Below are 24,468 nucleotides of genomic sequence, written 5' to 3' on the forward strand. Positions count from 1 at the left end.
GGAGTGTAAGCTGATTTGTCCGTGCTTTTCCGTGTGCTTCCGTGGCTAAAAATGGAATGATCGTCATGTCGCTCACTGTACTCTTCAATCGTCACGAATTCCTCTCCCGCCACATCGGCCCCAATGACGCCGAGCGCGCCGAGATGCTGGCCGCCATCGGCGCGCCATCCATCGATGCGCTGGTCGACCAGACCCTGCCGGCCGATATCCGCCTGAACCGCCGCCTGGACCTGCCGTCGCCGCAGCCTGAGGCCGAGGCGCTGGCCGCCTTGAAGGTAGTTGCCAGCAAGAACGTGGTCAACAAGTCCTTCATCGGTCTGGGCTACTACCCGGTGCTGACGCCGAATGTCATCCTGCGCAATGTGCTGGAAAATCCGGGCTGGTACACCGCCTATACTCCGTACCAGGCCGAGATCGCCCAGGGCCGGCTGGAGGCGCTGCTGAACTTCCAGCAGATGGTCATCGACCTGACCGGCCTGGAAATGGCCAATGCCTCGCTGTTGGACGAAGCCACCGCCGCCGCCGAAGCGATGGCGATGGCCAAGCGCGTGTCCAAGTCCAAATCCGTCAGCTTCTTCGTCGACAGCCGCGTGCTGCCGCAGACGCTGGACGTGATGAAGACGCGCGCCAAATACTTCGGCTTCGAGCTGGTGCCAGGCCATCCGGAAGAGGCCGGCAATGGCGACTACTTCGGCGCGCTGTTCCAGTATCCGGGCGAGGCCGGCGATCTGATCGATCTGACCCCGCACATCGCCGCCGTCAAGGCCAAGGGCGGCATCGTCGCCGTCGCCGCCGACGTGATGGCGCTGGTTGCGCTGAAATCGCCGGCCGAGATGGGCGCCGACATCGCGCTGGGCAATACTCAACGCTTCGGCGTGCCGATGGGCTTCGGCGGCCCGCACGCGGCTTACTTCGCCTTCAAGGACGAGATGAAGCGCTCCGCGCCGGGCCGCATCATCGGCGTGTCCATCGACGCCAAGGGCAAGACCGCGCTGCGCATGGCGCTGCAGACCCGCGAGCAGCACATCCGCCGCGAGAAGGCCAACTCCAACATTTGCACCAGCCAGGTGCTGCTGGCCAATATCGCCGGCCTGTATGCCGTCTATCACGGCCCGGAAGGCGTCAAGCGCATCGCCGCCCGCATTCATCGCCTGGCCGCCATCTTCGCCCACGCGGTGCAAGCCGCCGGCGGCAAGCTGGCGTTCGACCGCTTCTTCGACACCGTGCAGGTGGACGCCCCTAAAGCCGACGCCATCTACGCCGCCGCGCTGGCGGCCGGCTACAACCTGCGCCGCGTCGGCAAGACCGTGCTGGGCGTGGCTTTCCACGAAGCCGCCACCGAGGCGGACCTCGCTAAGCTGATCGAGCTGTTCACCGGCAAGCCGGCCGACATCGCCGCCCTGGACGCCGCCGCCCAGGACGCAATCCCGGCCGCGCTGAAGCGCGAATCGGCCATCCTGACCCACCCGGTGTTCAACACCCATCATAGCGAGCACGAGATGCTGCGCTATATGAAGAAGCTGGAAAACCGCGACCTGGCGATGAACCACTCGATGATCTCGCTGGGCAGCTGCACCATGAAGCTGAACGCCACCAGCGAGATGATCCCGATCACCTGGCCGGAATTCGCCAATATGCATCCGTTCGCGCCGCGCGAGCAGACCGTGGGCTATCTGGAGCTGATCGAGGGCTTGCAGAGGCAGTTGAAGGCGATCACTGGCTTCGACGCGATCTCGATGCAGCCGAATTCCGGCGCCCAGGGCGAATACGCCGGTCTGTTGGCGATCAGCCGTTACCATGAGTCGCGCGGCGAAGGCCATCGCAATATCTGCCTGATCCCGCAATCGGCGCATGGCACCAATCCGGCCACCGCGCAGATGATGAATATGCAGGTGGTGGTGGTGAAGTGCGACGAGGCCGGCAACGTCGACGTGGCCGACCTGAAGGCCAAGGCCGAGCAGCACGCCGCCAACCTGGCCGCGCTGATGATCACCTATCCGTCCACCCATGGCGTGTTCGAGCAGGCGATCAAAGAGATCTGCGAGATCGTTCATGCCCACGGCGGCCAGGTGTATATGGACGGCGCCAACCTGAATGCGCAGGTGGGACTGACCCGCCCGGCCGACATCGGCGCCGACGTGTCGCATATGAACCTGCACAAGACCTTCTGCATCCCGCACGGCGGCGGCGGGCCGGGCATGGGGCCGATCGGCCTCAAGGCGCACCTGGCGCCGTTTATGGCCAACCACGTGGTGGCTTCGGTGCCGGGCGCGGAAGAGGGCCAGACCGCAGTCTCCGCCGCGCCGTTCGGCTCGGCTTCCATCCTGCCGATCTCGTATATGTACATCGCCATGATGGGCGCGGAAGGCATGAAGCAGGCGACGGAAAACGCCTTGCTGTCCGCCAACTACCTGGCCACCCGCCTCTCCGAGCATTTCCCGGTGCTGTACACCGGCGCCAACGGCCGCGTTGCCCACGAGTGCATCATCGACCTGCGCCCGCTGAAGGCCGCCTCCGGCGTCACCGAAGTGGACGTGGCCAAGCGCCTGATGGACTACGGCTTCCACGCGCCGACCATGAGCTTCCCGGTGCCGGGCACGCTGATGATAGAGCCGACCGAATCCGAGCCTAAGGCCGAGCTGGACCGCTTCATCGCGGCGATGGCGTCCATCCGCGCCGAGATCGACCAGGTGCAGAACGGCGTGTGGCCGGCGGACAACAATCCGCTCGTCAACGCGCCGCACAGCAAGGCGGACATCGCCGGCGACTGGGACCGCCCGTACAGCCGCGAGCAGGGTCTGTTCCCGCTGCCTTATGTGCTGGAGAACAAGTTCTGGCCGAGCGTGAACCGCATCGACGACGTTTATGGCGATCGCAACGTGCAGTGCAGCTGCCCGAGCATAGACAACTATCAGTAACACTCGTCTACCAACTGTAAACGACCCCGTCCGGCGTGCGGCCTGACGGGGTTTTTCTTTTCCTTATAGGCCATTGTTTAGGTGTAAATACTTAGTATGTATATCTAAGTAGTAACAATTTCCCACAAGAACTATTACTAGTAAGTAGTTTCCACCAGCCGATGATTTGCCTTATCGGCGCTTGTTTTTGGGAGTGTGTGAGCAGGGGAATATATATGGGTGCCGCGGATTTTGATGGTTTTTATCGCAGCAATGCGTCGTTCTATGGGGACCGGCCAGCCCTGTCCCTGATTTATTATCTGGATAAGTACAATGTGAAAGGAGAGGGCGTCGGGCTGGACCTGGGATGCGGCCAAGGACGCAATGCCCTGTATCTGGCGCGCCGCGGTTTTTCCATGCGCGGGTTGGATCAGTCTGCGGAGGCGGTGGCGCGTCTGAGCGGGCTGGCCGACGAGCTGCAACTCGACGTCAACGGAAGTGTGGCCGATCTGGCCAATATGGCGGAGGCGGATATCGAGCCGCAGCATTATCAGATCATTGTGGCTTACACCCTGCTGGATCATTTGAGCGAGGAAGCGGGCGCCAAGTTGGCGCAAGCCATGGTGTCGGGCCTTGCGCCAGGCGGCTTTTTATTCGCCTCGGTCTTCCTGGTGGATGATCCGGGCTGTTGCGGCCGCGGAGGGCGCGCCAGCGAAACCGCCGCTTATATCCGGCATTACTACCGTTCCGGCGAGCTGAGAGCGCAGTTTTCTCAACTAGAGGCCTTGGCCTATCAGGAAGAGTATGCGCTCGATCTCAGCCATGGCTGGCGTCATCACCACAGCATGGCCAGATTGTTTGCTCGCAAACCGATCAATTAAAGATATTCGCATCATTCAAGCAGGGCGAGCGCCCTGCTTTTTCATTCTGCAACTGAAACGCCTGTTTGCCGAAATTGCAGCGGTGAAAATGCCGGCTGCGCAAAATAACAGCAGCGCGGGCGATCTCGTTTGCTACAATGGCAAGCCTTGCCGATAGACGGCGAGCCGGTTTTTTGATGAATAAATAAAAGGTTAACGGCAATCATGCCGATGAAGAACGTCATCTCCTGGCAGGGAGACAATTTGCCGATGCTGGAGGCTTTGAGCCTGCCGGTTTGGGTGTTCGATATCGATAACAAACGCGTATTCTGGGCCAATCCGGCCGCTCTGGAAGTATGGGGCGCGGATAGCCTGCAGGAATTATGCGCGCGCGACATGTCGCGCGATATGTCGGTATCCGTGGCGCAGCGGCTCAGCCAGTATCAACAGGATTTCGAGCGCGACAATGCCGTGTTCACCGAGAGCTGGACGCTTTACCCCAAAGGCCTGCCGCGGCAGCTGAAAGTCGTTTTCCGCGGCATTCAGGTGGAAGGCCGGATGATGATGTTCTGCGAGGCGCAGAACACGCTATCCACCGATCCCGCCACGCTGCGCAGCGCCGAAGCGCTGATGCATACCTCCATGCTGGTCACCTTGTACGACTCCGCCGGCATGGTGTTGTACCGCAACCCGTCGGCCCGCGCCAAGGTGGCCTATGCCAGCGAAACCTGGCGCCAGCATTTCATTCATGATGGCGACTGGCAAACCCTGCAGCAGGGAGTGGCGGCCGCCGGCGAGGCGAGACAGCTGGCCCAGGTGCACACCCGCCAGGGCATGCGCTGGCATGAAATCGCCGTGCGCGCGTGCCGCGACGGGGTATCGGGCCAGGACGCGCTGCTGGTCACGGAAGTGGACATCACCGATCTGAAGCACGCCGAGGCGCGCGCCAGCTTCCTCGCCAACCATGACGTGCTGACCGGCCTGCCCAACCGCAACGGCATACGCAGCGAGTTGCTGCCGTATTTGCAGCAAGCCCTGCGCGATGGCCGCCAGGTGGCCTTGATGTTCATCGACCTGGACCGCTTCAAGAACGTCAACGACTCCCTGGGCCACGCCAGCGGGGACGAGATGCTGATCCGCATGAGCGGCCGCTTGTCGCAACTGCTGGGGCACGATGAGAAAGTGGCCCGCCTGGGCGGCGACGAATTCCTGGTGATGCTGGCGGCGCCGGATGTGGCGCAGCGGGCCGAGGCCTTGGGGCTTCGAATTTTGCAAAGTCTGGCGATGCCCATGCGGCTGGGCGGCATGGATATCAGCGTTTCGGCCTCCATCGGCATCAGCGTGTGCGGCGAGGGGCGGCTGGACATCGAACAGATGATGCGCCACGCCGACTTGGCCATGTACGCCGCCAAGGACGCCGGCCGCAACAATCTGATGTTCTTCGCGCCGGTGCTCGAAGAACGCAGCCAGGCGCAGCTGGCGATGGAGCGCGATATCCGGCGCGGCCTGGATGGCGGCGAATTCGTCGCTTACTTCCAGCCGCGCGTCGATGTGGCCAGCGGCCGCATCGTCGGCGCCGAGGCCCTGGCGCGCTGGCAACATCCGATGCGCGGCATGCTGATGCCGGATGCCTTCATCCCCTTGTGCGAAGACTGCGGCATGGTGCGCGAACTGGGCCGGCAGATCCTGTCCCAGGCGGCCCGCCAGCAGCGCCAATGGCGCGAGCGCGGCCTGGACCTGATGGTGTCGGTCAATCTGTCGCCCAGCCAGTTCGTCGATCCGGCGCTGTCTGAGATGGTGGCGCAGGCCTTGCGCGACAGCGGCTGCCAGCCGGAAAAGCTGGAGCTGGAAATCACCGAGTCGGTGCTGCTGGGCGATGACGAGCAAACCATGCGCACGCTGCAGTCGCTGCGCGCGCTGGGCGTGCGCATCGCGGTGGACGACTTCGGCACTGGCTACTCCAATCTGGCCTATCTGCAGCGCTACCCATTGACCTCGCTGAAGATAGACCGTTCTTTTGTCGCCGATCTGGAGCGGCGGCCGGCCATTGCCGAGATGATCACCACGCTATGCCGCATGATGGGGCTGAACATGGTGGCGGAGGGGGTGGAGACGTCGCAGCAACTGCGCTGGCTGGCGGAGCGCGGCTGTCAGGAGTACCAGGGCTTCCTATGCAGCCCGGCCTTGCCGGCCAATCTGTTCGCGCAATTGGTGATGTAGCCGGGTGCCCGTTTTGAACGGGCGCTTATTTCCTTAGCCTGATTAATTCGTTGGTTTTCATGCCGGATTGGCTTAACCTATTGCGAATCATGCGCCCGGCATGTTGACGGGCGTCGTAAGGAGAATGCCATGAAGGTTCTGTCAGCCGCCCTGCTGGCGGCCTGGTTGCCGCTGGGCGCCATGGCCGCCAAGCCGCTCACCATTTGCACCGACGCGAATCCAGAAGGCTTCGATGTGGTGCAATACAACTCCCTGGTCACTACCAATGCCTCCGCCGATGTGCTGATGAGCCGGCTGGTGGAATACGATGCCGCCGCGGGCAAGCTGCGCCCCGGCTTGGCGCGCAGCTGGGAGGCCAGCCCGGATGGCCTATCCTACACCTTTCATCTGCGTACTGACGCGGTCTTCCATTCCACCGACTACTTCAAGCCCACGCGCAAGCTGAACGCCGACGATGTGGCGTTCACCTTCGATCGCATGCTGAACCCGGACAATCCTTGGTACAAAACCGCGCCTGCCGGTTATCCGCACGCCCAGGCCATGCAGTTTCCCAAGCTGATCAAGGCCGTACGCAAGCTGGATGCGCAAACCGTGCGCTTCGAGCTGAACTACCCCGAGGCGACTTTTCTATCCAGCCTGACCATGGGCTTCGCCTCCATCTATTCTGCCGAATACGCGGCGCAGCTGCTGGCGGCGGGCAAAACCGCCGAACTCAACAGCAAGCCCATCGGCACCGGCCCGTTCATTCTCAAGAGCTTCGTCAAGGACGCGCTGGTGCGCTACGCGCCGAATCCAGCCTACTTCGGCGCCAAGCCCAAGGTGTCGGCGCTGATCTACGCCATCACGCCGGATTCCAGCGTGCGCTTGCAAAAGCTGCGCGCCGGCGAATGCCAGATCGCGCTGTCGCCGAAGCCGCAGGACGTGCAGTCGGCGCAGGCTGACGCCCGCTTGCGTGTGTGGCAGACGCCGGCTTTCATGACGGCTTTCGTCGCCTTCAACAGCCAGAAGAAGCCGCTGGACAATCCGCAGGTGCGGCAGGCGATCAATCTGGCCTTCGATAAAGCCAGCTATCTGAAAGCGGTGTTCGGCAATGGCGCGATTGCCGCCAATCTGGTGTATCCGCCCAATACCTGGAGCTACGACAAAACCATCAAGCCTTATCCTTACGATCCGGCGCAGGCCAAGAAGCTGCTGGCGCAGGCCGGCTATCCGGACGGTTTCGATATCGATGTCTGGGTCCGGCCCAGCGGCAGCACGCTGAACCCCAGCCCCAAGGCCGGCGCGGAAATGCTGCAGGCGGATCTGGCCAAGGTCGGCATCCGCCTGAGGATTCAAGTGCTGGAGTGGGGCGAGCTGATCAAGCGCGGCAAGGCGGGCGAGCACCAGATGCTGTTCATGGGCTGGGCCGGCGACAACGGCGATCCGGACAACTTCCTGACGCCGCAGTTTTCTTGCTCGGCGGTACAGTCCGGCACCAATTTCGCCCGCCATTGCGATGCGCGCTTGGACAAGCTGATCAGCGACGGCAAGAAGACCGCTGATTTCAAGGCGCGCGGTAAGCTGTATCAGTCGGCGCAGCGCCTCATCCATGACCAGGCGCTATGGCTGCCGCTGGCGCATCCCACGGCCTATGTCTTGGCTCGCAAGGAAGTCAGCGGCTTTGCGGTCAATCCGTACGGCCGGGTCGACTTCTCCGCGGCGGCGCTGAAGTAGTTTTCGCTGCATTGGTCGGAAAGCGATTTTTTGAAATAGAGCAGTCGCTTTTTTGATGATTCCTTGCCGGCGCGCAAGGCGGGCAGCCCGAAGTCGGCGCATTCTCTGCGCCACGGCCGTCCGATCTTGCGCGCCGCTCGCCTGATCCCCCCTATGGCGGCGCATTGCGCCGCAAAATCAGCTTGTATGCAGCGCCATTGATTTTGGTAGTATTGTGTTGGCGGCTGCCGCTTTCAGCGGCCGCCAGGGGAGAGAGGAGCGCCGGGCTATTGGCGTGTCTAGCTTGTTCTTAGAATGTGCCCACCCTCGCTTGGATGCGCGGTTTCGCGTATCATGCGGCGGACTTGGGACGATAAATGATAAAACAATAGATGCAAACCAGACGAACACAGCAAAGCCGCAGGGAGTCCACCATAGGGAAACTGGTGGAGGCGGCGATAGAATGCCTGATGGAGTGCGGCTATCACGGCACCAGCGTACAACTGATCTGCAGCCGCGCCGGCGTGTCGCAAGGCGCGCTGTTCCGTCATTTCGCCACCAAGAACGAGCTGATGCTGCCGGTGGGACGCAAGGTGGTGGACGATATCTTCGACGCCGCGCTGACGCTGGCTGGCCAGCAGCCGCCAGGCATGGCGGAGGAGGAGCGCATCGTCGGGCTGATGCGGGCGCTGGTGATGTCGCCGCGCCACATCGTGCTGCTGGAATTGCTGATGGCGGCCCGGACGACGCCGGACTTGCGCGATATTTTCCTCGGCAGCGCCAGCACCTATTTCCGCGACCGCTTCGTCGCCTTGATGGCCTCGCTGTTCCCGCGCTACGCCATTTCCACCGGTTTTTTCGCCACGCTGCTGACCATGATGACCACCATGCATGGCATGGCGCTGTACCGCACGCTGGCCGAGCATCCGGAAGGCGACAGGATGCGCGAGCAGTGGCTGCAGGCCGCGCTGCGCTCGGAACTGGAGCGGATACGGGAAGAGGGCGCGGATACGCGCAACCCGGTGTACCAGCTGCCGTTCTGATGTCGGGTTGATTGCAAAAAAACCGCTGCCTCGCGCAGCGGTTTTTCTTTGGCCGTTGAATGTGTTTTCGTTTGGCCATAGAAAAAGACCCGCCAAGGCGGGTCTTTTCTGCTTCTGCGTTCGCAGGTTCTTGCGTCGAACCGTTGAATTAGAAGTTGTGAACCATGTTCAGGCCGAAGGACTTGATCTTGGTGTTGCCGTTGCTCAGCAGCAGAGCAGCAGCATTGTTGCCCAGCTTGATTTCGCCGTATTGCGCGCCAACGGTGGTGCGCTTGGACAGAGCATAATCAGCACCCAGTACGAATTGGTCGTACTTGGTGTTGTCTTGGGATACGCCTTGAACTTTCACGTTGTCGCCGTGAGCGTAGGTGAACTTCGGAGTGATGGCGCCGAAGGTGTAGCCAGCGGTCAATGCGTATTCGGTGGTCTTGAACTCAACGCCGTTGCCCAACACGCCTTGAATGGCGGTCACTTGAGCCGGAGTGGCCAGCGCGCTCAGAGCAGTGGTGGTCACGTCGCCTTGGCTTTGCTTGTAGCCGAAGCCTACGAACAGGTTGTTAGCATTGTAGCCAACTTCCAGTTGGTGCTTGCGGTTGCCCTTGTTGCTGAGTTCCACGCCGCTAGCAACGTGGCTTTCGTACTGGTAGTCGTACTTGCCGAAGAAGCCACTGTTTTCGTAGCCCAGACCCAGGTTGTAGGTTTCACGATCTTGGCTCTTGGCGCTCTTGTCTTCCTTGGTGCCGTATTGGAAGGCAGCGGTCAGGCCAGGAACGATAGCCGGCAGGTCATAGCGTACGGAATTCTTCAGGCGAGCGCCGTCGCGAGTGAAGATGCCCAGACCCAGGGCAGCGTTGTTGTAGGACCAGGTGTCAACCACGCCCATGTCGCTGTCTTGGAAGTTGGACACATTACCGAAGCGCAGGGTACCCAGGTTGCTTTGCAGGCCCAGGAAGGAGTTGCGGCTGGCGAAAGTGCCGGAGCTGGAGGCGCTGTATTGGTCCTTGTTGCCGTCGATGGCGAAACCGCTTTCAACTTGCCAGATAGCCTTCAGGCCGTTGCCGAGATCTTCGGAACCCTTGAAGCCGATACGGGAGCCCAGGTCGTCGATGTTGGTCTTTTTGGTACCGTTATCAACGTTTTCAACGCCAGCCTTGATGGCGCCGTAGATGGTTACGTCAGCAAAAGCGGCAGCCGGCATGGAGGCTACCAGCAGGGCGATCAGACTTTTTTTCATGGTCAAGTCATCCTTAGTTGGTTTAGGAATGTGAGCAAATGCTATTGGCTGGGTTGTGAAAATGCAACTATGAGGACTGGGAAGTGTTGCTGATGAGCAACTTGTGTTGGGTTTCTGCGAACGCAGAATTCGTTTTTGCTGCTGGTAAGTTATTGAATAGTATTGGTTTGTAATGTTGGGTCTGTAGTGGCCTATTTTTGTTGCAAAAATACATCAAAGCGCAGGTAGTGCCGTTTTACAATGGTTTACACGGCATGGGTAGCTGTAATTGGATAAAAAAAAGCCCGCGTTTGAGGGCGGGCTTGAAAAATCAACGTGACTTGAAGTGAATCCAGGCGGTGCGGATTGCATCTACTTGAATTCGCTAGCGAACATATTAAAAGAAAGCGGAAACTATGTAAATGGAGCAATTGTTCCAATGGTGTTTCGTTTTTATGAAGATGTTTGTGTTAAGTTTTTGTTTTTAAATATAAGTAAGTGATAAGTCTTCTATGGTGTTTCGGTGTGAAACTGTTGCATTCCGGCCATTCTTGCCGGGGTGGCAAGGTCTGGCGGATGGGAATCTATATATATGGTTGCACTGAGTGTGATTGGCGCGGGCCGGGTTGGGCGCAGCTTGGCCCGGTTGGCGCATTTGTCTGGCGCTTGCCGGGTGGTGGATGTGGCTGGGCGCAGTGAGGCCTCCTTGGCGATGGCGCGCGACTTCATCGGCGCGGGGCGGGTGGTGGCGGATTGGCGCGCGCTGGTGCCGGCTGATTTTTATTTGCTGGCGGTGCCGGATGCGGCCATTGCCGACTGCGCGCGCGCGTTGGCGAATACGGGCGCGGCGCCTGCCGGCAGCGTGGTGTTTCATGCCAGCGGCGCTTGCGAGGCTTCGCTGTTGGCGCCGCTGGCGGAGCGGGGGGTGTTGCTGGCCAGCCTGCACCCGGCATTTTCTTTTGCCGATCCTGAGCGGGCGGTGGCGGGTTTTGCCGGGACGCTGTGCGCCGTGGAGGGCGATGAGCTTGCCTGCGCCCGTTTGGAAGAGCTGGCGCGGCTGCTGGGCGGCCGGCCGTTCCGGCTGGCGCCGGGCGGCAAGGCGGCTTATCACGCCGGTTTGTCGGTGGCTTCCAATTATTTGGTGGCGTTGACGGCGATGGCGGAGGGCTTGGAGCGGCAGGCCGGGGTGCCGGCCGAGCTGCTTGGCGATCTACTAGGCGGCTTGATGCGGCAGACGCTGGGCAATGCGCTGGCCTTGGGGCCGTATCAGGCGCTGACCGGGCCTATCCTGCGCGGCGATGCCGAAACGGTGGCCAGCCATCTGGCGGTGCTGCCCGATGCGGCCGCGCAAGCGGCGTATCGGGCCATGGGGTTGCAGACGCTGGCGCTGGCCGGCGACCGGCTGGCCGAGCCGGCGCGCCAGCGTTTGCGCGCGCTGCTGGCGGGTTCGTCTAGCGCGGAGCGGGAATCTTGAAGACCTGGCGCAGGTAGGCGAGAAAGGTTTCGTCGCTGCACATGATCTTGCCGGGGCTGTCGGACAGCTTGGCCACAGGCTGGCCGTTGCAGCTGACCAGCTTCAGCACGATCTGCAGCGGCTCCAGTCCCATATCGTTGGTGAAGTGGGTGCCGATGCCGAAACTGACCTGGATGTGCGGGCTGAAATGGCGGTGCAGTTGCAGCGCGCTGTCCACGGTCAGGCCGTCGCTGAAGGTCAGCATCTTGGTGGCTGGGTCGATGCGCAGCTTGCGGTAATGGGCGATGGCTTTGTCGCCCCATATATAAGGATCGCCGCTGTCGTGGCGCAGGCCGTCGAACAGTTTGGCGAAGTAAAGATCGAAGTCGGCCAGGAAGGCGTCCATGCCGACCACGTCGGTCAGCGCGATGCCGAGGTCGCCGCGGTATTCCTGCACCCAGGATTCCAGCGCCGCTTTTTGGAAGTCGCGCAGCCGCACGCCCAGCGCCTGGAAGGCCTGGAAGAATTCATGCGCCATGGTGCCGATGGGCGTGATGCACAGTTTGCGCGCCAGATGCACATTGCTGGTGCCGCGGAAGATTTGCGGCAGCGCACGGTTCAATCGCTCCACCACATGGGCTTGCCAATCGCGGCTGAAGCGGCGGCGAGTGCCGAAATCGGCGATCAGCAGCGGGAAGCGCTGGCTGGCGGCTTCTTCGCGCTGGAAGCGTTCCAGGGTGGCGATCTTGGCCTCCAGGCGGCGGCGGCCTTCCTCGAGCACGGCTTCGCTGCCTAGTGGGCGGAAATACAGCTCGTTGACGATGGCCAGCACGAAGATCTCGAAGAACATCGCCTGCACCATCGGCCCCTTGATCAGGATGGCCAGCTGCTCGCCCTCCTCCGTCACGCTGATGAAGCGGCGTTGTAGATGGAACAATTCAAGGTAATCGACGAAATCGCTCTTGATGAAGCGCAGACCGCGCAGGTAAGCCAGCTCCTCCTGCTGGAAGCGCAGCTGGCATAGCAGGTCCAGTTGTTCTTCCAGTTGGGCTTTCAGTAGCGACAGCGGCGTGCCCGGGTGGTTGCGGCAGCGAAACTCGTATTCGCCATGCGCGGCCGGGAATTGGTGCAGCACCACCTGTAGCATGGTGAACTTGTACAGGTCGGTATCCAGCAGCGACTGGATGATGGGCTTGGTCTTGGGCATGGCGTCGCTTCTTCAGGCGGCGTGGATCACAAAAATGGCTGGGCGCTTGTGCAGGTCTGGCGCGTCCTTGGGCCAATCCTGCACGCGATGGCTGACGATGGTCTGCGTGGGCAGCGTCAGGTCGCAGGCTACCGCAAGCCGGGTGCCGGGCGCCAGTGTCTCGCGCAGCTGCGCCAGCAGCGCATTGTTGCGATAGGGGGTCTCGATGAAGAGCTGGGTCTCGTTGTGCTGGCGCGAGCGCTGCTCCAGCTCCTTCACCCGCTTGGCTTTTTCGGCGGCGTCCACCGGCAGATAGCCATGGAAGGCGAAGCATTGGCCGTTGGCGCCGCTGGCCATCAGCGCCAGCAGGATGGACGAGGGGCCGATCAGCGGCTCGACGCGGATGCCGTGGCGGTGCGCCAGCGCCACCAGTTGCGCGCCGGGGTCAGCCACGGCCGGGCAGCCGGCCTCGGAGATCAGGCCGACGTCATGGCCGGCCTTCAATGGGGCGAGCAGGGCAGCGACGTCGGCTTCCTTGGTATGCTCGTTCAGCGTGCTCATGGCCAGCTCGCGGATCGGCGCGGAGACGCCTAGCGCCTTCAGATGCTTGCGCGCGGTTTTTTCCGCCTCCACCACGAAGTGGGTGATGTGGACGACTTTGGCGCGCTCGCCTTCCGGCAGCCAGGCGACGGTTTCATCGCCAAGCGGTGCGGGAATCAGGAATAGCGTGCCGCTCATTTCAGCACCTCCACGCCCTCATTGGCCAGCATGGTGATCAATTGGAACAGCGGCACGCCTATCAGCGCGTTGGGGTCGTCGGATTCCACCTTTTCCAGCAGCGCGCCGCCCAGGCCTTCGCTCTTGGCGCTGCCGGCGCAATGCAGGGCGTCCGGCTCGCGGCTCAGGTAATTGCGGATCTGCGCTTCGCTCAGCTGGCGCAGCGTGACGCGGGTGATGCCTACGCCTTCCTGCAGCCGACCGCTGTGGCTGTTGTACAACGCCAGCGCCGAGTGAAACACCACGGTGCGGCCGCTCATCCACTTCAGCATTTCCACGCCGTTTTCGAAGCTGCCGGGCTTGCCGATCTGCTGGCCGTCCAGCAAGGCCACCTGGTCGGAGCCTATGATCAGCGCGTCCGGGTGCTTGCCCGCCAACGATTGCGCCTTGGTGCGGGCTAAGCGCACCGCCGTTTGCAGCGCGGTTTCGCCTGCCAGCGGCGTTTCGTCGCAGATGGGCGGTTCGGCTTGGAAAGGCAGGCCCAGGCGGGCGATGATTTCTTGGCGATAACGGGAGGTGGAAGCCAGTACGATGTGCATGTTTCGAGCCTGGTGGCGGCAGGGCGCAGCGCCGTTGCCGCGGCGCGGACGACGGCGGTTTGCGCCTGCCTTGTTTCTTTTGACAAATCAGGGGAATGGATTGTACCATGCGGAGTTTATGTCTAAACCGATTTTGATTGATCCGCTCAAGTTCGCCCGGGAGGGGCGCTCGCTGTCCGGCGCATTGCCGGTTGGCGGGCTGGACGAGCGCGTTCATGGCGACCTGTCGGACACCTCTGGCGAGGTGTCCTACCAGCTCGACGGCTTTCGCGACGAGTTGCAGCGCCTCGCTCTGCGCATCCGCCTGACGGCGGGGCTGCAAGTCACCTGCCAGCGTTGCCTGGATGGCATGCCGTTCTGCCTGGACACCGATTCGGTGCTCACGCTGTTCGCCAGCCAGGAAAAGCTGGATGAGGCCTGCGAGCAGGACGAGGAACTGGACGCCATTCTCGCCGAACCCGAACTGGACGTGATTGCGCTGATCGAAGACGAAATCATCATGGGCTTGCCGCATTCGCCGAAACACGACGAATGCAGCAGGGATACTCTCTCGCTCGCCAAGGCTGACAAGCCCAACCCGTTTGCGGTGCTGGCGGCGCTTAAGAGACCCAAGTCCGAGTAACCCTGATTCGCATTAGAATCTACTTGAATTTCTTAGGAGTCGACCATGGCTGTTCAACAGAACAAAAAGTCCCCGTCCAAGCGCGGCATGCATCGTGCACACGATTTTCTGACCGCTCCGGCCCTGGCAGTTGAAGCCAGCACCGGCGAAGCCCACCTGCGCCACCACATCAGCCCGAACGGCTTTTACCGTGGCCGCAAGGTTGTGAAGACCAAGGGCGAGTAATCTCCCCGTCCTCACTTCCTTTCCTTTTTTGGTAGGCACTTTATACCGCACTCGTTGATGACTATCACCGTCGCGGTTGATGCTATGGGCGGTGACGTTGGCCTCAAGGTTACCGTCCCGGCATCGATCCAATTCCTGCAAGACCACCCCGACACCCATCTGATTCTCGTAGGCGACCAGCCAGCCCTTGAGGCGGAACTGTCCCTGCATGCGGGCGCCGTGCGTGAGCGCATCCTCATCCAGCATGCCACCCAGGTGGTGGGCATGGACGAGGCACCTCAGCTCGCCCTCAAGAATAAAAAAGATTCGTCGATGCGGGTGGCGATCAATCTGGTCAAGGAAGGCAAGGCGCAGGCCGCCGTCTCCGCCGGCAATACCGGCGCGCTGATGGCCACCGCGCGTTTCGTCCTCAAGACCATTCCGGGCATCGACCGTCCCGCCATCGCCAAGCTGCTGCCCAATGTCAAGGGCACTTCCTGCGTGCTGGATCTGGGCGCCAACGTCGATTGCACCCCAGAACAACTGTTGCAGTTCGGCATCATGGGTTCCGAACTGATGGCCTGCCTGCAAGGCAAGACCAACCCCAGCGTCGGCCTGCTGAATATCGGCAGCGAGGACATCAAGGGCAACGACAACATCAAGAAGACTGCCGAACTGCTGCGCCAGTCGGAGCTGAATTTCTACGGCAACGTGGAAGGCGACGACATCTGCAAGGGCACGGTGGATGTGGTAGTCTGCGACGGTTTCACCGGCAATGTGGCGCTCAAGACAGCTGAGGGGCTGGCGCACATGTTCGCCGTATTCCTGAAGGAAGAGTTCGGCCGCAGCTGGTGGACGCGTCTGTGCGCGCTGGCCGCGCTGCCGGTGCTGGCGCTCTTCAAGAAGCGCATCGATCCGCGCCGCTACAACGGGGCCAGCTTGCTGGGCCTGCGCGGCATCGTGGTGAAAAGCCACGGCGGCGCCGATGTCACAGGATTCCGTTACGCGTTGGCGCAGGCATGCGAGGAGGCCGGCTCCGACGTGATTGGTCACATCGCCGAACGGGTTGCTAAACAATTAGACAACCTCAAGCAATCCGAGGCAGAAGCGAACTGACATACATGGGCTATTCCCGCATTCTCGGCACCGGCAGCTACCTGCCGTCCCAGGTGCTCACCAATGCGCAATTGGCCGAACGCGTGGAGACCAGCGACGAGTGGATCGTCACTCGCACTGGCATCCGCGCGCGCCATATTGCTGACGAGCAGCACAAGACCAGCGACCTCGCCTTGAGGGCGGCCGAAGCCGCCATCGCCAGCGCTGGCATAGACAAGGACGAGATCGACCTGATCATCGTCGCCACCACCACCCCGGACATGATCTTTCCCAGCACCGCCTGCATTCTGCAGGAAAAGCTGGGTCTGCCCGGCGTGCCTGCGTTTGACGTGCAGGCCGTCTGTGCCGGCTTCATCTATGCGCTGAACACCGCCAACGCCTATATCAAGAGCGGCATGGCGAAGAAGGCGCTGGTGGTGGGGGCGGAGATCATGTCGCGCGTGCTGGATTGGGATGACCGCCGCACCTGCGTATTGTTCGGCGACGGCGCCGGCGCAGTCGTGCTGGGCGCATCCGACGAGCCGGGTATCCTGCATGCCAAGCTGGCGGCCGATGGCCGTTACCAGGGCTTGCTGAATACGCCGGCGCAGATTTCCGGCGGCAAGATCCAGGGCATGCCGTATCTGCACATGGACGGTCCGGCGGTATTCAAATTCGCCGTCAAGTCCTTGTCGGAGATCGCCATGTCCACGCTGGCCGAGGCCGGCGTGGAGAAATCCGCCGTCGATTGGCTGGTGCCGCACCAGGCCAATCTGCGCATCATCGAATCCACTGCCAAACACCTGGGTTTGTCCATGGACAAGGTCATCGTCACCTTGCCGGAGCAGGGCAATACCTCGGCGGCCTCCATCCCGCTGGCGCTGGACGTCGCCGTGCGCGATGGCCGCATCCAGCGCGGGCAGACTGTGCTGCTGGAGGGGATAGGCGGCGGTTTCGCCTGGGGCGCCGCGCTGCTGATCTTTTGATAAGCGGATGACGCGAAAAACGCATTTCGCTGCCGATTCGCCGATTATCAGCGGTTTTTTTGATCGGCGGGCTTGGCAGCGAGGGGCGTCTTGCGTCATCCTTTGCGTCGAATTCAGTGGAGTCGACAATGACTTTTGCATTTCTGTTTCCCGGTCAAGGCTCGCAAAGCCTGAAAATGATGGATGGCTTCGCCGATCTGCCGGTCGTGCAGCATACCTTCGAAGAGGCTTCCGACGCGTTGTCGGTGGATTTGTGGGCCATGTTGCAGGCCGATAGCGCCGATGCCATCAACGCCACCGTCAATACCCAGCCCATCATGCTGGCCGCCGGTTACGCCACGTATCTGGCGTGGCAGGAGCTGAACGGCAAGCAGCCGGCGGTAGTCGCCGGCCACAGCCTGGGCGAGTACACCGCCCTGGTGGCCTCTGGCGCGCTGCCGTTCGCCGAAGCCATCAAGCTGGTGCGCCTGCGCGCGGAAGCGATGCAGGCCGCCGTGCCGGCAGGCACCGGCGCCATGGCCGCCATCCTGAACCTGTCCGACGACGACATCCGCGCCGCTTGCGCGGAGGCGGCGCAGGGCGAGGTGGTGGAGCCGGTCAACTTCAACTCGCCGGGCCAGGTGGTGATCGCCGGCCACAAGGCCGCGGTGGAGCGGGCGATGGAAGCATGCAAGGCCAAGGGCGCCAAGCGCGCGCTGCCGCTGCCGGTTTCCGTGCCGTCGCACTGCTCGCTGATGCGCCCGGCCGCCGAACGCCTGGCCGAGGCGCTGCGCGAGGTGAACCTGAACGTGCCGGCCATTCCGGTACTGCACAATGCCGATGTGGCCAGCTACAGCGATCCGGCGCAAATCCGCGACGCGCTGACTCGTCAGCTGTACATGCCGGTTCGTTGGACCGAAACCATCCAGAAGCTGGCCGGCGACGGCATCCTGCTGATGGCGGAATGCGGTCCCGGCAAGGTGCTGGCGGGCCTGGCCAAGCGCATCGACGGCAACGTCAAGTGCCTGGCCTTGACTGATCGCGCCTCGCTGGAAGCCGCCAGCGCCGAGCTGGCCTGAGCACCCATTGACAGCGGGTTGGCCGGTGGCCGGCCTGCGGCGATCCGTCCTGCATGGGGCGGACGCCGACCATAAGGAGACATATTGATGAGTCTGCAGGGCAAAGTAGCGCTGGTGACCGGCGCGTCCCGCGGCATTGGCGCGGCCATCGCCGACGCCTTGGCCGCCGAAGGCGCGATCGTCATCGGCACCGCTACGTCGGAATCCGGCGCGGCGGCGATCCATGAGCGTCTGTCCGGCAAGGGCGGCGCCGGCCGCGTGCTGAACGTGACCGAGGCGGGCGCAGTCGAGGCGCTGGTGGAGGCGGTGGAGAAGGAATTCGGCGCCGTCGCCGTGCTGGTCAACAATGCCGGCATCACCCGCGACAATCTGTTGATGCGGATGAAAGAAGACGATTGGGACGCCATCATGGACACCAATCTGAAGTCGGTGTTCAAGACGTCCAAGGCGGTGATGCGCGGCATGATGAAGGCCCGCACGGGCCGCATCATCAACATCGCCTCCGTGGTGGGCGCGATGGGCAACGCCGGCCAAGCCAACTACGCCGCCGCCAAGGCGGGCATCATGGGCTTCACCAAGTCCATGGCGCGCGAGGTGGGCAGCCGCAACATCACCGTCAACTGTGTCGCGCCGGGCTTCATCGACACCGACATGACCCGCGCGCTGCCGGAAGCGCAGCGCGAGGCGCTGGTGGGCCAGATCGCCCTGGGCCGTCTGGGCGACGCCAAGGATATCGCCGATGCCGTTGTATTTTTGGCGTCGGATCGGGCCGCGTACATCACGGGTCAGACATTGCATGTAAACGGTGGCATGCTGATGCCATAAACTGGTCCGGCTAACGCCTGGATGAGATTTAGGTAGGCTGCTCTAATTTTTTTTTGTAGAATACCGGGGTTTTGTGATCCCGAATCAGAAAGGTCAAGGGTTTAAACAAATGGAAAACATCGAAGCGCGCGTTAAGAAGATCGTCGCCGAACAACTGGGCGTGAACGAAGCCGAAGTGAAGACCGAGTCCTCCTTCGTAGACGATCTGGGCGCCGACTCGCTCGACACCGTTGAGCTGGTAATGGCTCTGGAAGAAGAGTTCGAGTGCGAAATTCCGGACGAAGAGGCCGAGAAGATCACGACCGTTCAGCAAGCCATCGACTTCGTCACCGCTCATCTGAACAAATAATCCCTTTCTTCGGGACCAGGACCTCTGCCCGGTGCTGCTTCGGCTCGCCCGCAGAGGTTCTTTTGTTATGAGGATTCCAAACGTGCGTTTGAATTGCGCGCTTGCGCAATCGACTCGCTTGGTTTCAACGGGAGACTGCCCTCCCATCTCTCACGGAGATTCTTCGTGTCCAAACGCAGAGTAGTAGTCACCGGCCTGGGCCATGTGTCCCCGGTCGGCAATGATGTCGCCACCGGTTGGGCCAATTTGCTGGCCGGCAAGAGCGGCATCGCCAAGATCACTCGTTTCGACGCCAGCGACATGGCGTGCCAGATCGCCGGCGAAGTCAAGGATTTCGACATCGCCCAGTACATCTCGCCCAAAGAAGCGCGTCGCAACGACCTGTTCATCCATTACGGCATCGCCGCTGCCTTCCAGGCCATCGCCGATGCGGGCCTGGATGACATTCCGGGCCTGGACAAGACCCGCGTCGGCGTCAATATCGGTTCCGGCATCGGCGGCTTGCCGCTGATCGAGGAAACCGGCGTGGCGCTGATGGAAGGCGGTCCGCGCAAGATCGGTCCGTTCTTCATTCCGGGCTCGCTGATCAACCTGATCGCCGGCCAGGTGTCCATCCTGAAGGGCTTCCAGGGGCCGTCCTATGGCATCGTGTCCGCCTGCACCACCGGCGCGCACTGCATAGGCGACGCCGCGCGCCTGATCCAGTACGGCGACGCCGACATCATGGTGGCCGGCGGCGCCGAGGGCGCGATCTCGCGCCTGGGCATCGGCGGCTTCGCCGCGATGAAGGCGCTGTCCACCCGCAACGACGATCCGGCTGGCGCGTCCCGTCCTTGGGACAAGGGCCGCGACGGTTTCGTGATGGGCGAGGGCGCCGGCGTGCTGGTGCTGGAAGAGTACGAGCATGCGGTGAAGCGCGGCGCGACGATCTATGCCGAGCTGATCGGCTTCGGCATGAGCTCGGACGCGCATCACATCACCGCGCCGAATGCCGAGGGCCCGGCCCGTGGCGTGGCCAACGCGCTGCGCGACGCCGGCATCAACGCCGACCAGGTGCAGTACGTCAACGCGCACGGCACGTCCACGCCGCTGGGCGACGCCAACGAGACCAACGCCATCAAGATGGCGTTCGGCGATCACGCCGGAAAGCTGGTGGTCAATTCCACCAAGTCGATGACCGGCCACTTGCTGGGCGGCGCCGGCGGCGTGGAGGCGATCTACACCATTCTGGCCATCCACAACCAGATCTCGCCGCCGACCATCAATCTGGTCGAGCAGGATCTGGAAGCCGGTTGCGATCTCGATTACGTGGCCAATACGGCGCGTGAAATGAAGATCGACGTGGGTATCTCCAATTCCTTCGGTTTTGGCGGCACCAACGGCACGCTGGTGTTCAAGCGCGTGTAAAACCGTCGCGCAAGCGATTGACAGACCTAACCGCTGCGCTACACTCGCAGCGGTTTTTCTTTTTTCCGCCGCCGTGCGCAAGGTTGGCCGGCGGAGGTGGTAAATCAGTGCCGGGCCTTGCCGGCCCAGGACTCCCGATGTTCACGCAGAAACTCGATTTCATTCCCGACTTGTTGGCGCTGCACGTTTCCGATCGCGAGAATTTCCCGTATTTGATGCAGTCGTCCGGCGACAGCGGCTGGGACTTGCTCCTGATGCAGCGCGAGCGGCGCGTATTCCGCAGCGGCGAGGGCCAGGCGTTTCTCGAGCAGATGCGCGCCTTCCAGCCGCGGCCGGTGGCCAATCCGCATGGACTGCCCTTTGTCGGCGGCTGGTTCGTCTATCTTGCCTACGACCTGTTGTCCGAGTTCGAGCCGCGGGTGCCGGCCGCCTTGCCCGATAGCTTCCCGCTGGCGGTATGGGCGCGCGCGCCGGCGGCGGTGTTGGTGGACCGCGTCCACTACGAAGCCTGGCTGGTCGGCGAGACGGCGGAGGATTGGCACCAGCTGGAGCGCTTGGTCAGCGCGCGGCCGGCTTTTGCGCCGGCGGCGGTGGCGCTGTCGGCCTTGGAAGAAGACCCGCCGCAGTGGTACACCGACGCGGTGCTCCGTCTCAAGCGCTACATCTACGAAGGCGACGTGTTTCAGGTCAACATCTCGCGCGGCTGGCGCGCGGAACTGGCCGACGGCATCGCCGCGCCGGATCTGTACGCCGCGCTGCGCCGGGCCAACCCGGCGCCGTTCTCGGCTTTGGCGGACTTTGGCGACGCGCAGATCGTCAGTTCGTCGCCGGAGCGCTTGGTGCGGGTGCAGGATGGCTGGGCTGAAACCCGGCCTATCGCCGGCACCCATCCGCGCTCGCCGGACCCGGCGGAGGACGCCGCGCTGAAACAGCGGCTGATCAGCAGCATCAAGGAGCGCGCCGAGCATGTGATGCTGATCGATCTGGAGCGCAATGACCTGGGCCGCATCTGCCGGCCGGGCACGGTGGAAGTCAATGAGCTGATGGCGGTGGCCAGCTACGCCTATGTCCACCATATCGAATCCAATGTGCGCGGCCGGCTGCGCGACGATGTCGCGCCGGCGGACGTGCTGCGCGCGCTGTTCCCCGGCGGCACCATCACCGGCTGCCCCAAGGTGCGCACCATGCAGATCATCCGCGAACTGGAAAACGGCGCGCGCCGCGCCTACACCGGCAGCCTGGGTTATCTGAACCGGGACGGCAGCATGGACTTCAACATCCTGATCCGCACCTTCATGCAGGAAGGCAGCCAGCTGCGCTTCCGCGCCGGCGGCGGCATCGTGGCCGATTCCGACCCCGAGCGCGAGCTGATGGAAACCCGCCACAAGGCGCGCGGCCTGCTCAGGGCGCTGGGCGTGGAGCAGGCTTGATGGCCATGCTCATCAACGGCCTGCCGGGCGAAGTGGTCTCCGCCTTGGACCGCGGCTTCAATTACGGCGACGGCGTGTTCCGCACCCTGCGGCTGCGCGGCGGCCGGCCGTGGATGTGGCGCTGGCAGTACGCGCGGCTGGCCGACGACGCGGCGCGGCTGCGGCTGGAGGCACCGGACGAGCAGTTGCTGCTGGACGAGCTGATGGCGCTGGGGCGCGAGCATGAGTCGGCGGTAGCCAAGATCGTGTTGACGCGCGGCGCCGGCGCCCGCGGCTACGCGATGTCGGCGGCCCGTGCGCCGACGCGCATCGTGTCGGTTTCGCCATGGCAGGGCTACCCGCAAGAATATGGCGAGCAGGGCGTGACAGCGCGCTGGTGCGAGCTGCGCCTGTCCATCCAGCCGGCACTGGCCGGCGTCAAGCATCTGAACCGGCTGGAGAATGTGCTGGCGCGTTCCGAATGGGATGACCCGGCCATTCAGGAAGGGTTGTTGCTGGATCAGGACGGCTGGCTGGTCGAAGGCACCATGAGCAATGTCTACCTGCTGCGCGGGCGGCAACTGCTGACGCCCCGGCTGGATCGCAATGGCGTGAACGGCGCGGTGCGGGATTGGTTGACGGACAATATTTCTGATTTCGGACTGGAATTTATAGAAATGCGACTTTCCGCCGCCGATTTGATTGACGCTGACGCGGCCTTTCTCTCCAATAGCCTGATGGGCATCTGGCCGCTGGCCCGCTTGGGCGAGCGCGTTTGGACGCCTTCCCCTTTGCTGCAAGCATTGCGGCAAGCCTTGTTACAACAAGCCTGAAGCCTGGCGCCGGAGGGACAAACCGGCGCCGCGTTCCGCCTGCCGTCTCGGCGGGCTTTCCCTTATCGTCTGCCATCCGGCTTGGCCGGAGCGGAGACGTTTTGCCTGCGCGCGGCGGATATGGGCTGATACAACGGACAAAGAGGTCGTGTTTTGAAATTGATTCTGAAATTGCTGGCCGGCATGGCGCTGGGCATGCTGCTTGGCCTGTACGCCCCGGATCCGGCGCAATCCTTGCTGCTGACCTTCAAGGGCCTGTTCGGCCAATTCATCGGCTTCATGATTCCGCTGATCATCGTGTTCTACATCATGCACGGCATCGCGTCGCTGGAGAGCGGCTCCGGCCGCATGCTGGGCTGGACCGTCGGCCTGGCCTATGGCTCCACCGTGCTGTCCGGCGCGCTGGCCTTCGGCGCCGCCTCTACCGTGTTGCCGCAGTGGGTGGGCGAGGCGGCCCAGGCGCCGGTAGCGGCCAGCGCCATCGCACCGCTGTTCAAGCTGGAGATCAAGCCCTTGTTCGATGTGATGACGGCCCTGACCTTGGCCTTTGTCTTCGGACTGGGCATCTCCGCCACCGGCGCGGCGCGACTGCATGAGATGGCGGAGCAGGGCAAGGACATCGTCGAGAAGGTGTTGGCCCGCGTGCTGGTGCCGCTGCTGCCGGCTTATATCGCCTGCGTCTTCGCCGACATGGCCGCCGCCGGCACCGCCTTCGCCACCTTGCAGACCTTTGCCGTGGTGCTGCTGCTGGCCATCGGCCTGCACGCCCTGTGGTTGACGCTGCTGTACGGCGTCAGCGGCCTGCTGCTGGGCCGCAATCCGTTCTCGCTGTTGCGCGCCATGCTGCCGGCCTACTTCACCGCGTTGGGCACCATGTCGTCCGCCGCCACCATTCCGGTGGCGCTGCGCTCGGCCGGCAATATGAAGGTGGCCTCGCCGGTGGTGAACTTTGTCATGCCCTTGTGCGCCACCATCCACCTGTGCGGGTCCACCATCACCCTGGTCAGCTGCGCCACGGCGGTGATGCTGATGACGCCGGGCCTGGCGTTGCCGGGTTGGGACGTCATGCTGCCATTCATCTTGCTGTTGGGGGTGACCATGGTGGCGGCGCCGGGCGCGCCGGGCGGCGGCGTGATGGCGGCGTTGGGTATCCTGTCCAGCGTGCTGGGCTTCCCCGAGGCCGCGCTGGCGTTGATGATCGCGTTGTATCTGGCGCAGGACAGCTTCGGCACCGCCTGCAATGTGGCGGGCGACGGCGTCATCGCGCTGTGGGTGGAGCGGCTGGCGCTGCGCGCCGAACCCGTCATGCAAAACGGTTGAAGGTGATTTGCAAAGCAGAACAAGTGATTTGGTGGAGGCGGCCGCGTTCGGTATATTGCTTGCCATGACCGAGTCGCCAGGCGCAAGCCAGGCATTGAGTTTCGGTTTCTCTCGTGAATCGTGTTTCTTTCGGCCGGGCATGCGCCCGGCCTTTTTCTTGTCTAAAGCGGCTGGAACCATTCCTCATGCGCCGGCATCGCCAAGTGGTGGCGCTGGCGCGCGGCTTGCCAGGCGCCGCGGAAGGCGTCCCGGTCTCCGATGCCGGCATACACCTCCATCCAGGTCGTTTCATCGTCGCAGCGGCGCAGCAACTCGCCCGTCCAGCCGGCGGCGGCCAGTTCGTCCTGCAGCGCGCGCAGTCTTTGCAGCTGCGCCTCGGCATCGGTTTCGACTTTGAAATAGCAATACAGCGTGACGGTCATGTCGGTCTCCAGACTGGCCTGATCGGGAAAATCGCTTATGATAGACCTTCGCGCCGCG

Annotated in this window: 22 protein-coding genes; 17 read left to right on the plus strand and 5 right to left on the minus strand. The window is 62.7% G+C overall.

The features are described from left to right. Positions 1 to 65: 65 nt before the first annotated feature. The 5 genes from gcvP to BI343_RS09670 all read left to right on the plus strand — a co-directional run bounded on the left by gcvP (position 66) and on the right by BI343_RS09670 (position 8,712). Positions 66 to 2,918 carry an aminomethyl-transferring glycine dehydrogenase gene (gcvP, locus tag BI343_RS09650; RefSeq protein WP_071109564.1) on the plus strand — a complete coding sequence of 951 codons (2,853 nt, stop codon included), beginning with the start codon at positions 66 to 68 and terminating at the stop codon, positions 2,916 to 2,918. Between the two features lie 215 nt (positions 2,919 to 3,133). Further along, complete coding sequence (locus BI343_RS09655) at positions 3,134 to 3,778, plus strand: class I SAM-dependent methyltransferase (RefSeq protein ID WP_071109545.1); 645 nt, start codon at positions 3,134 to 3,136, stop codon at positions 3,776 to 3,778. 210 nt (positions 3,779 to 3,988) lie between these two features. Then, positions 3,989 to 5,977 carry a putative bifunctional diguanylate cyclase/phosphodiesterase gene (locus tag BI343_RS09660; RefSeq protein WP_043620907.1) on the plus strand — a complete coding sequence of 663 codons (1,989 nt, stop codon included), beginning with the start codon at positions 3,989 to 3,991 and terminating at the stop codon, positions 5,975 to 5,977. A 129-nt stretch (positions 5,978 to 6,106) separates the two neighbouring features. Then, complete coding sequence (locus tag BI343_RS09665) at positions 6,107 to 7,690, plus strand: ABC transporter substrate-binding protein (protein ID WP_071109546.1); 1,584 nt, start codon at positions 6,107 to 6,109, stop codon at positions 7,688 to 7,690. Positions 7,691 to 8,061: 371 nt separating this feature from the next. Continuing rightward, on the plus strand, positions 8,062 to 8,712 hold the full coding sequence (locus BI343_RS09670; RefSeq protein ID WP_083340893.1) for a TetR/AcrR family transcriptional regulator: 651 nt from the start codon (positions 8,062 to 8,064) through the stop codon (positions 8,710 to 8,712). 148 nt (positions 8,713 to 8,860) lie between these two features. Here the strand turns inward: BI343_RS09670 and BI343_RS09675 are convergent, their stop codons facing one another. Beyond that, entirely contained in the window at positions 8,861 to 9,946 is a 1,086-nt protein-coding gene (locus BI343_RS09675; RefSeq protein ID WP_071109548.1) for a porin, read from the minus strand. A 571-nt stretch (positions 9,947 to 10,517) separates the two neighbouring features. On the opposite strand from BI343_RS09675, the gene BI343_RS09680 reads away from it, so the two are divergent. Next, a complete protein-coding gene (locus BI343_RS09680; protein ID WP_071109549.1) occupies positions 10,518 to 11,399 on the plus strand; it encodes a Rossmann-like and DUF2520 domain-containing protein in 882 nt (293 codons plus the stop codon). Here BI343_RS09680 and pncB read toward each other — a convergent pair. From pncB to BI343_RS09695, 3 genes are read right to left on the minus strand one after another with little or no spacing between them, the layout of a single operon-like run. Then, the gene (pncB, locus tag BI343_RS09685; protein WP_071109550.1) at positions 11,377 to 12,585 is read right to left on the minus strand and encodes a nicotinate phosphoribosyltransferase; all 1,209 of its coding nucleotides are present in this window, start codon (positions 12,583 to 12,585) and stop codon (positions 11,377 to 11,379) included. The genes BI343_RS09680 and pncB overlap by 23 nt on opposite strands. A gap of 12 nt (positions 12,586 to 12,597) precedes the next feature. Further along, a complete protein-coding gene (locus BI343_RS09690; protein WP_071109551.1) occupies positions 12,598 to 13,302 on the minus strand; it encodes an SAM-dependent methyltransferase in 705 nt (234 codons plus the stop codon). After that, positions 13,299 to 13,880: a Maf family protein gene (locus tag BI343_RS09695; RefSeq protein ID WP_071109552.1), complete on the minus strand. Its 582-nt coding sequence runs from the start codon at positions 13,878 to 13,880 to the stop codon at positions 13,299 to 13,301. Before BI343_RS09695 ends, BI343_RS09690 begins: the two co-directional genes overlap by 4 nt. A gap of 118 nt (positions 13,881 to 13,998) precedes the next feature. Here BI343_RS09695 and BI343_RS09700 point away from each other — a divergent pair, with 118 nt between their 5' ends. From BI343_RS09700 to BI343_RS09750, 11 genes are all read left to right on the plus strand, one after another. Next, positions 13,999 to 14,502 carry a YceD family protein gene (locus BI343_RS09700; RefSeq protein ID WP_071109553.1) on the plus strand — a complete coding sequence of 168 codons (504 nt, stop codon included), beginning with the start codon at positions 13,999 to 14,001 and terminating at the stop codon, positions 14,500 to 14,502. Positions 14,503 to 14,547: 45 nt separating this feature from the next. Continuing rightward, complete coding sequence (gene rpmF, locus BI343_RS09705; protein WP_011136965.1) at positions 14,548 to 14,727, plus strand: 50S ribosomal protein L32; 180 nt, start codon at positions 14,548 to 14,550, stop codon at positions 14,725 to 14,727. A 57-nt stretch (positions 14,728 to 14,784) separates the two neighbouring features. Then, positions 14,785 to 15,822, plus strand: a complete 1,038-nt coding sequence (gene plsX / locus BI343_RS09710) for a phosphate acyltransferase PlsX (RefSeq protein ID WP_043620885.1) — start codon at positions 14,785 to 14,787, stop codon at positions 15,820 to 15,822. A gap of 5 nt (positions 15,823 to 15,827) precedes the next feature. Further along, positions 15,828 to 16,787 (plus strand): beta-ketoacyl-ACP synthase III, encoded by a 960-nt coding sequence (locus tag BI343_RS09715; RefSeq protein WP_071109554.1) that lies wholly within the window; start codon positions 15,828 to 15,830, stop codon positions 16,785 to 16,787. A 128-nt stretch (positions 16,788 to 16,915) separates the two neighbouring features. Then, positions 16,916 to 17,845: an ACP S-malonyltransferase gene (fabD, locus tag BI343_RS09720; protein WP_071109555.1), complete on the plus strand. Its 930-nt coding sequence runs from the start codon at positions 16,916 to 16,918 to the stop codon at positions 17,843 to 17,845. Between the two features lie 87 nt (positions 17,846 to 17,932). Continuing rightward, the gene (fabG, locus tag BI343_RS09725) at positions 17,933 to 18,670 is read left to right on the plus strand and encodes a 3-oxoacyl-ACP reductase FabG (protein ID WP_043620878.1); all 738 of its coding nucleotides are present in this window, start codon (positions 17,933 to 17,935) and stop codon (positions 18,668 to 18,670) included. Between the two features lie 109 nt (positions 18,671 to 18,779). Further along, entirely contained in the window at positions 18,780 to 19,019 is a 240-nt protein-coding gene (acpP, locus tag BI343_RS09730; RefSeq protein WP_043620875.1) for an acyl carrier protein, read from the plus strand. A 165-nt stretch (positions 19,020 to 19,184) separates the two neighbouring features. Continuing rightward, complete coding sequence (gene fabF, locus BI343_RS09735; RefSeq protein WP_071109556.1) at positions 19,185 to 20,426, plus strand: beta-ketoacyl-ACP synthase II; 1,242 nt, start codon at positions 19,185 to 19,187, stop codon at positions 20,424 to 20,426. 137 nt (positions 20,427 to 20,563) lie between these two features. Further along, entirely contained in the window at positions 20,564 to 21,856 is a 1,293-nt protein-coding gene (locus BI343_RS09740) for an aminodeoxychorismate synthase component I (RefSeq protein WP_071109557.1), read from the plus strand. Continuing rightward, a complete protein-coding gene (pabC, locus tag BI343_RS09745) occupies positions 21,856 to 22,668 on the plus strand; it encodes an aminodeoxychorismate lyase (protein ID WP_043620868.1) in 813 nt (270 codons plus the stop codon). Before BI343_RS09740 ends, pabC begins: the two co-directional genes overlap by 1 nt. Before the next feature lie 153 nt (positions 22,669 to 22,821). Further along, a complete protein-coding gene (locus BI343_RS09750; protein ID WP_043620865.1) occupies positions 22,822 to 23,988 on the plus strand; it encodes a dicarboxylate/amino acid:cation symporter in 1,167 nt (388 codons plus the stop codon). Positions 23,989 to 24,149: 161 nt separating this feature from the next. Here BI343_RS09750 and BI343_RS09755 read toward each other — a convergent pair whose 3' ends face one another. After that, entirely contained in the window at positions 24,150 to 24,410 is a 261-nt protein-coding gene (locus tag BI343_RS09755; protein ID WP_071109558.1) for a DUF4936 family protein, read from the minus strand. Between the last annotated feature and the right edge of the window lie 58 nt (positions 24,411 to 24,468).

Origin of the sequence: Chromobacterium amazonense (assembly GCF_001855565.1) — a bacterium.
GTDB classification, from domain to species: Bacteria; Pseudomonadota; Gammaproteobacteria; order Burkholderiales; family Chromobacteriaceae; genus Chromobacterium; species Chromobacterium amazonense.

Coding starts and splice junctions, on each gene's coding strand:
- gcvP (WP_071109564.1), top strand. CDS start 66: ATGTCGCTCACTGTACTCTTCAATCGTCACGAATTCCTCTCCCGCCAC.
- BI343_RS09655 (WP_071109545.1), top strand. CDS start 3,134: ATGGGTGCCGCGGATTTTGATGGTTTTTATCGCAGCAATGCGTCGTTC.
- BI343_RS09660 (WP_043620907.1), top strand. CDS start 3,989: ATGAAGAACGTCATCTCCTGGCAGGGAGACAATTTGCCGATGCTGGAG.
- BI343_RS09665 (WP_071109546.1), top strand. CDS start 6,107: ATGAAGGTTCTGTCAGCCGCCCTGCTGGCGGCCTGGTTGCCGCTGGGC.
- BI343_RS09670 (WP_083340893.1), top strand. CDS start 8,062: ATGCAAACCAGACGAACACAGCAAAGCCGCAGGGAGTCCACCATAGGG.
- BI343_RS09675 (WP_071109548.1), bottom strand. CDS start 9,946: ATGAAAAAAAGTCTGATCGCCCTGCTGGTAGCCTCCATGCCGGCTGCC.
- BI343_RS09680 (WP_071109549.1), top strand. CDS start 10,518: ATGGTTGCACTGAGTGTGATTGGCGCGGGCCGGGTTGGGCGCAGCTTG.
- pncB (WP_071109550.1), bottom strand. CDS start 12,585: ATGCCCAAGACCAAGCCCATCATCCAGTCGCTGCTGGATACCGACCTG.
- BI343_RS09690 (WP_071109551.1), bottom strand. CDS start 13,302: ATGAGCGGCACGCTATTCCTGATTCCCGCACCGCTTGGCGATGAAACC.
- BI343_RS09695 (WP_071109552.1), bottom strand. CDS start 13,880: ATGCACATCGTACTGGCTTCCACCTCCCGTTATCGCCAAGAAATCATC.
- BI343_RS09700 (WP_071109553.1), top strand. CDS start 13,999: ATGTCTAAACCGATTTTGATTGATCCGCTCAAGTTCGCCCGGGAGGGG.
- rpmF (WP_011136965.1), top strand. CDS start 14,548: ATGGCTGTTCAACAGAACAAAAAGTCCCCGTCCAAGCGCGGCATGCAT.
- plsX (WP_043620885.1), top strand. CDS start 14,785: ATGACTATCACCGTCGCGGTTGATGCTATGGGCGGTGACGTTGGCCTC.
- BI343_RS09715 (WP_071109554.1), top strand. CDS start 15,828: ATGGGCTATTCCCGCATTCTCGGCACCGGCAGCTACCTGCCGTCCCAG.
- fabD (WP_071109555.1), top strand. CDS start 16,916: ATGACTTTTGCATTTCTGTTTCCCGGTCAAGGCTCGCAAAGCCTGAAA.
- fabG (WP_043620878.1), top strand. CDS start 17,933: ATGAGTCTGCAGGGCAAAGTAGCGCTGGTGACCGGCGCGTCCCGCGGC.
- acpP (WP_043620875.1), top strand. CDS start 18,780: ATGGAAAACATCGAAGCGCGCGTTAAGAAGATCGTCGCCGAACAACTG.
- BI343_RS09740 (WP_071109557.1), top strand. CDS start 20,564: ATGTTCACGCAGAAACTCGATTTCATTCCCGACTTGTTGGCGCTGCAC.
- pabC (WP_043620868.1), top strand. CDS start 21,856: ATGGCCATGCTCATCAACGGCCTGCCGGGCGAAGTGGTCTCCGCCTTG.
- BI343_RS09755 (WP_071109558.1), bottom strand. CDS start 24,410: ATGACCGTCACGCTGTATTGCTATTTCAAAGTCGAAACCGATGCCGAG.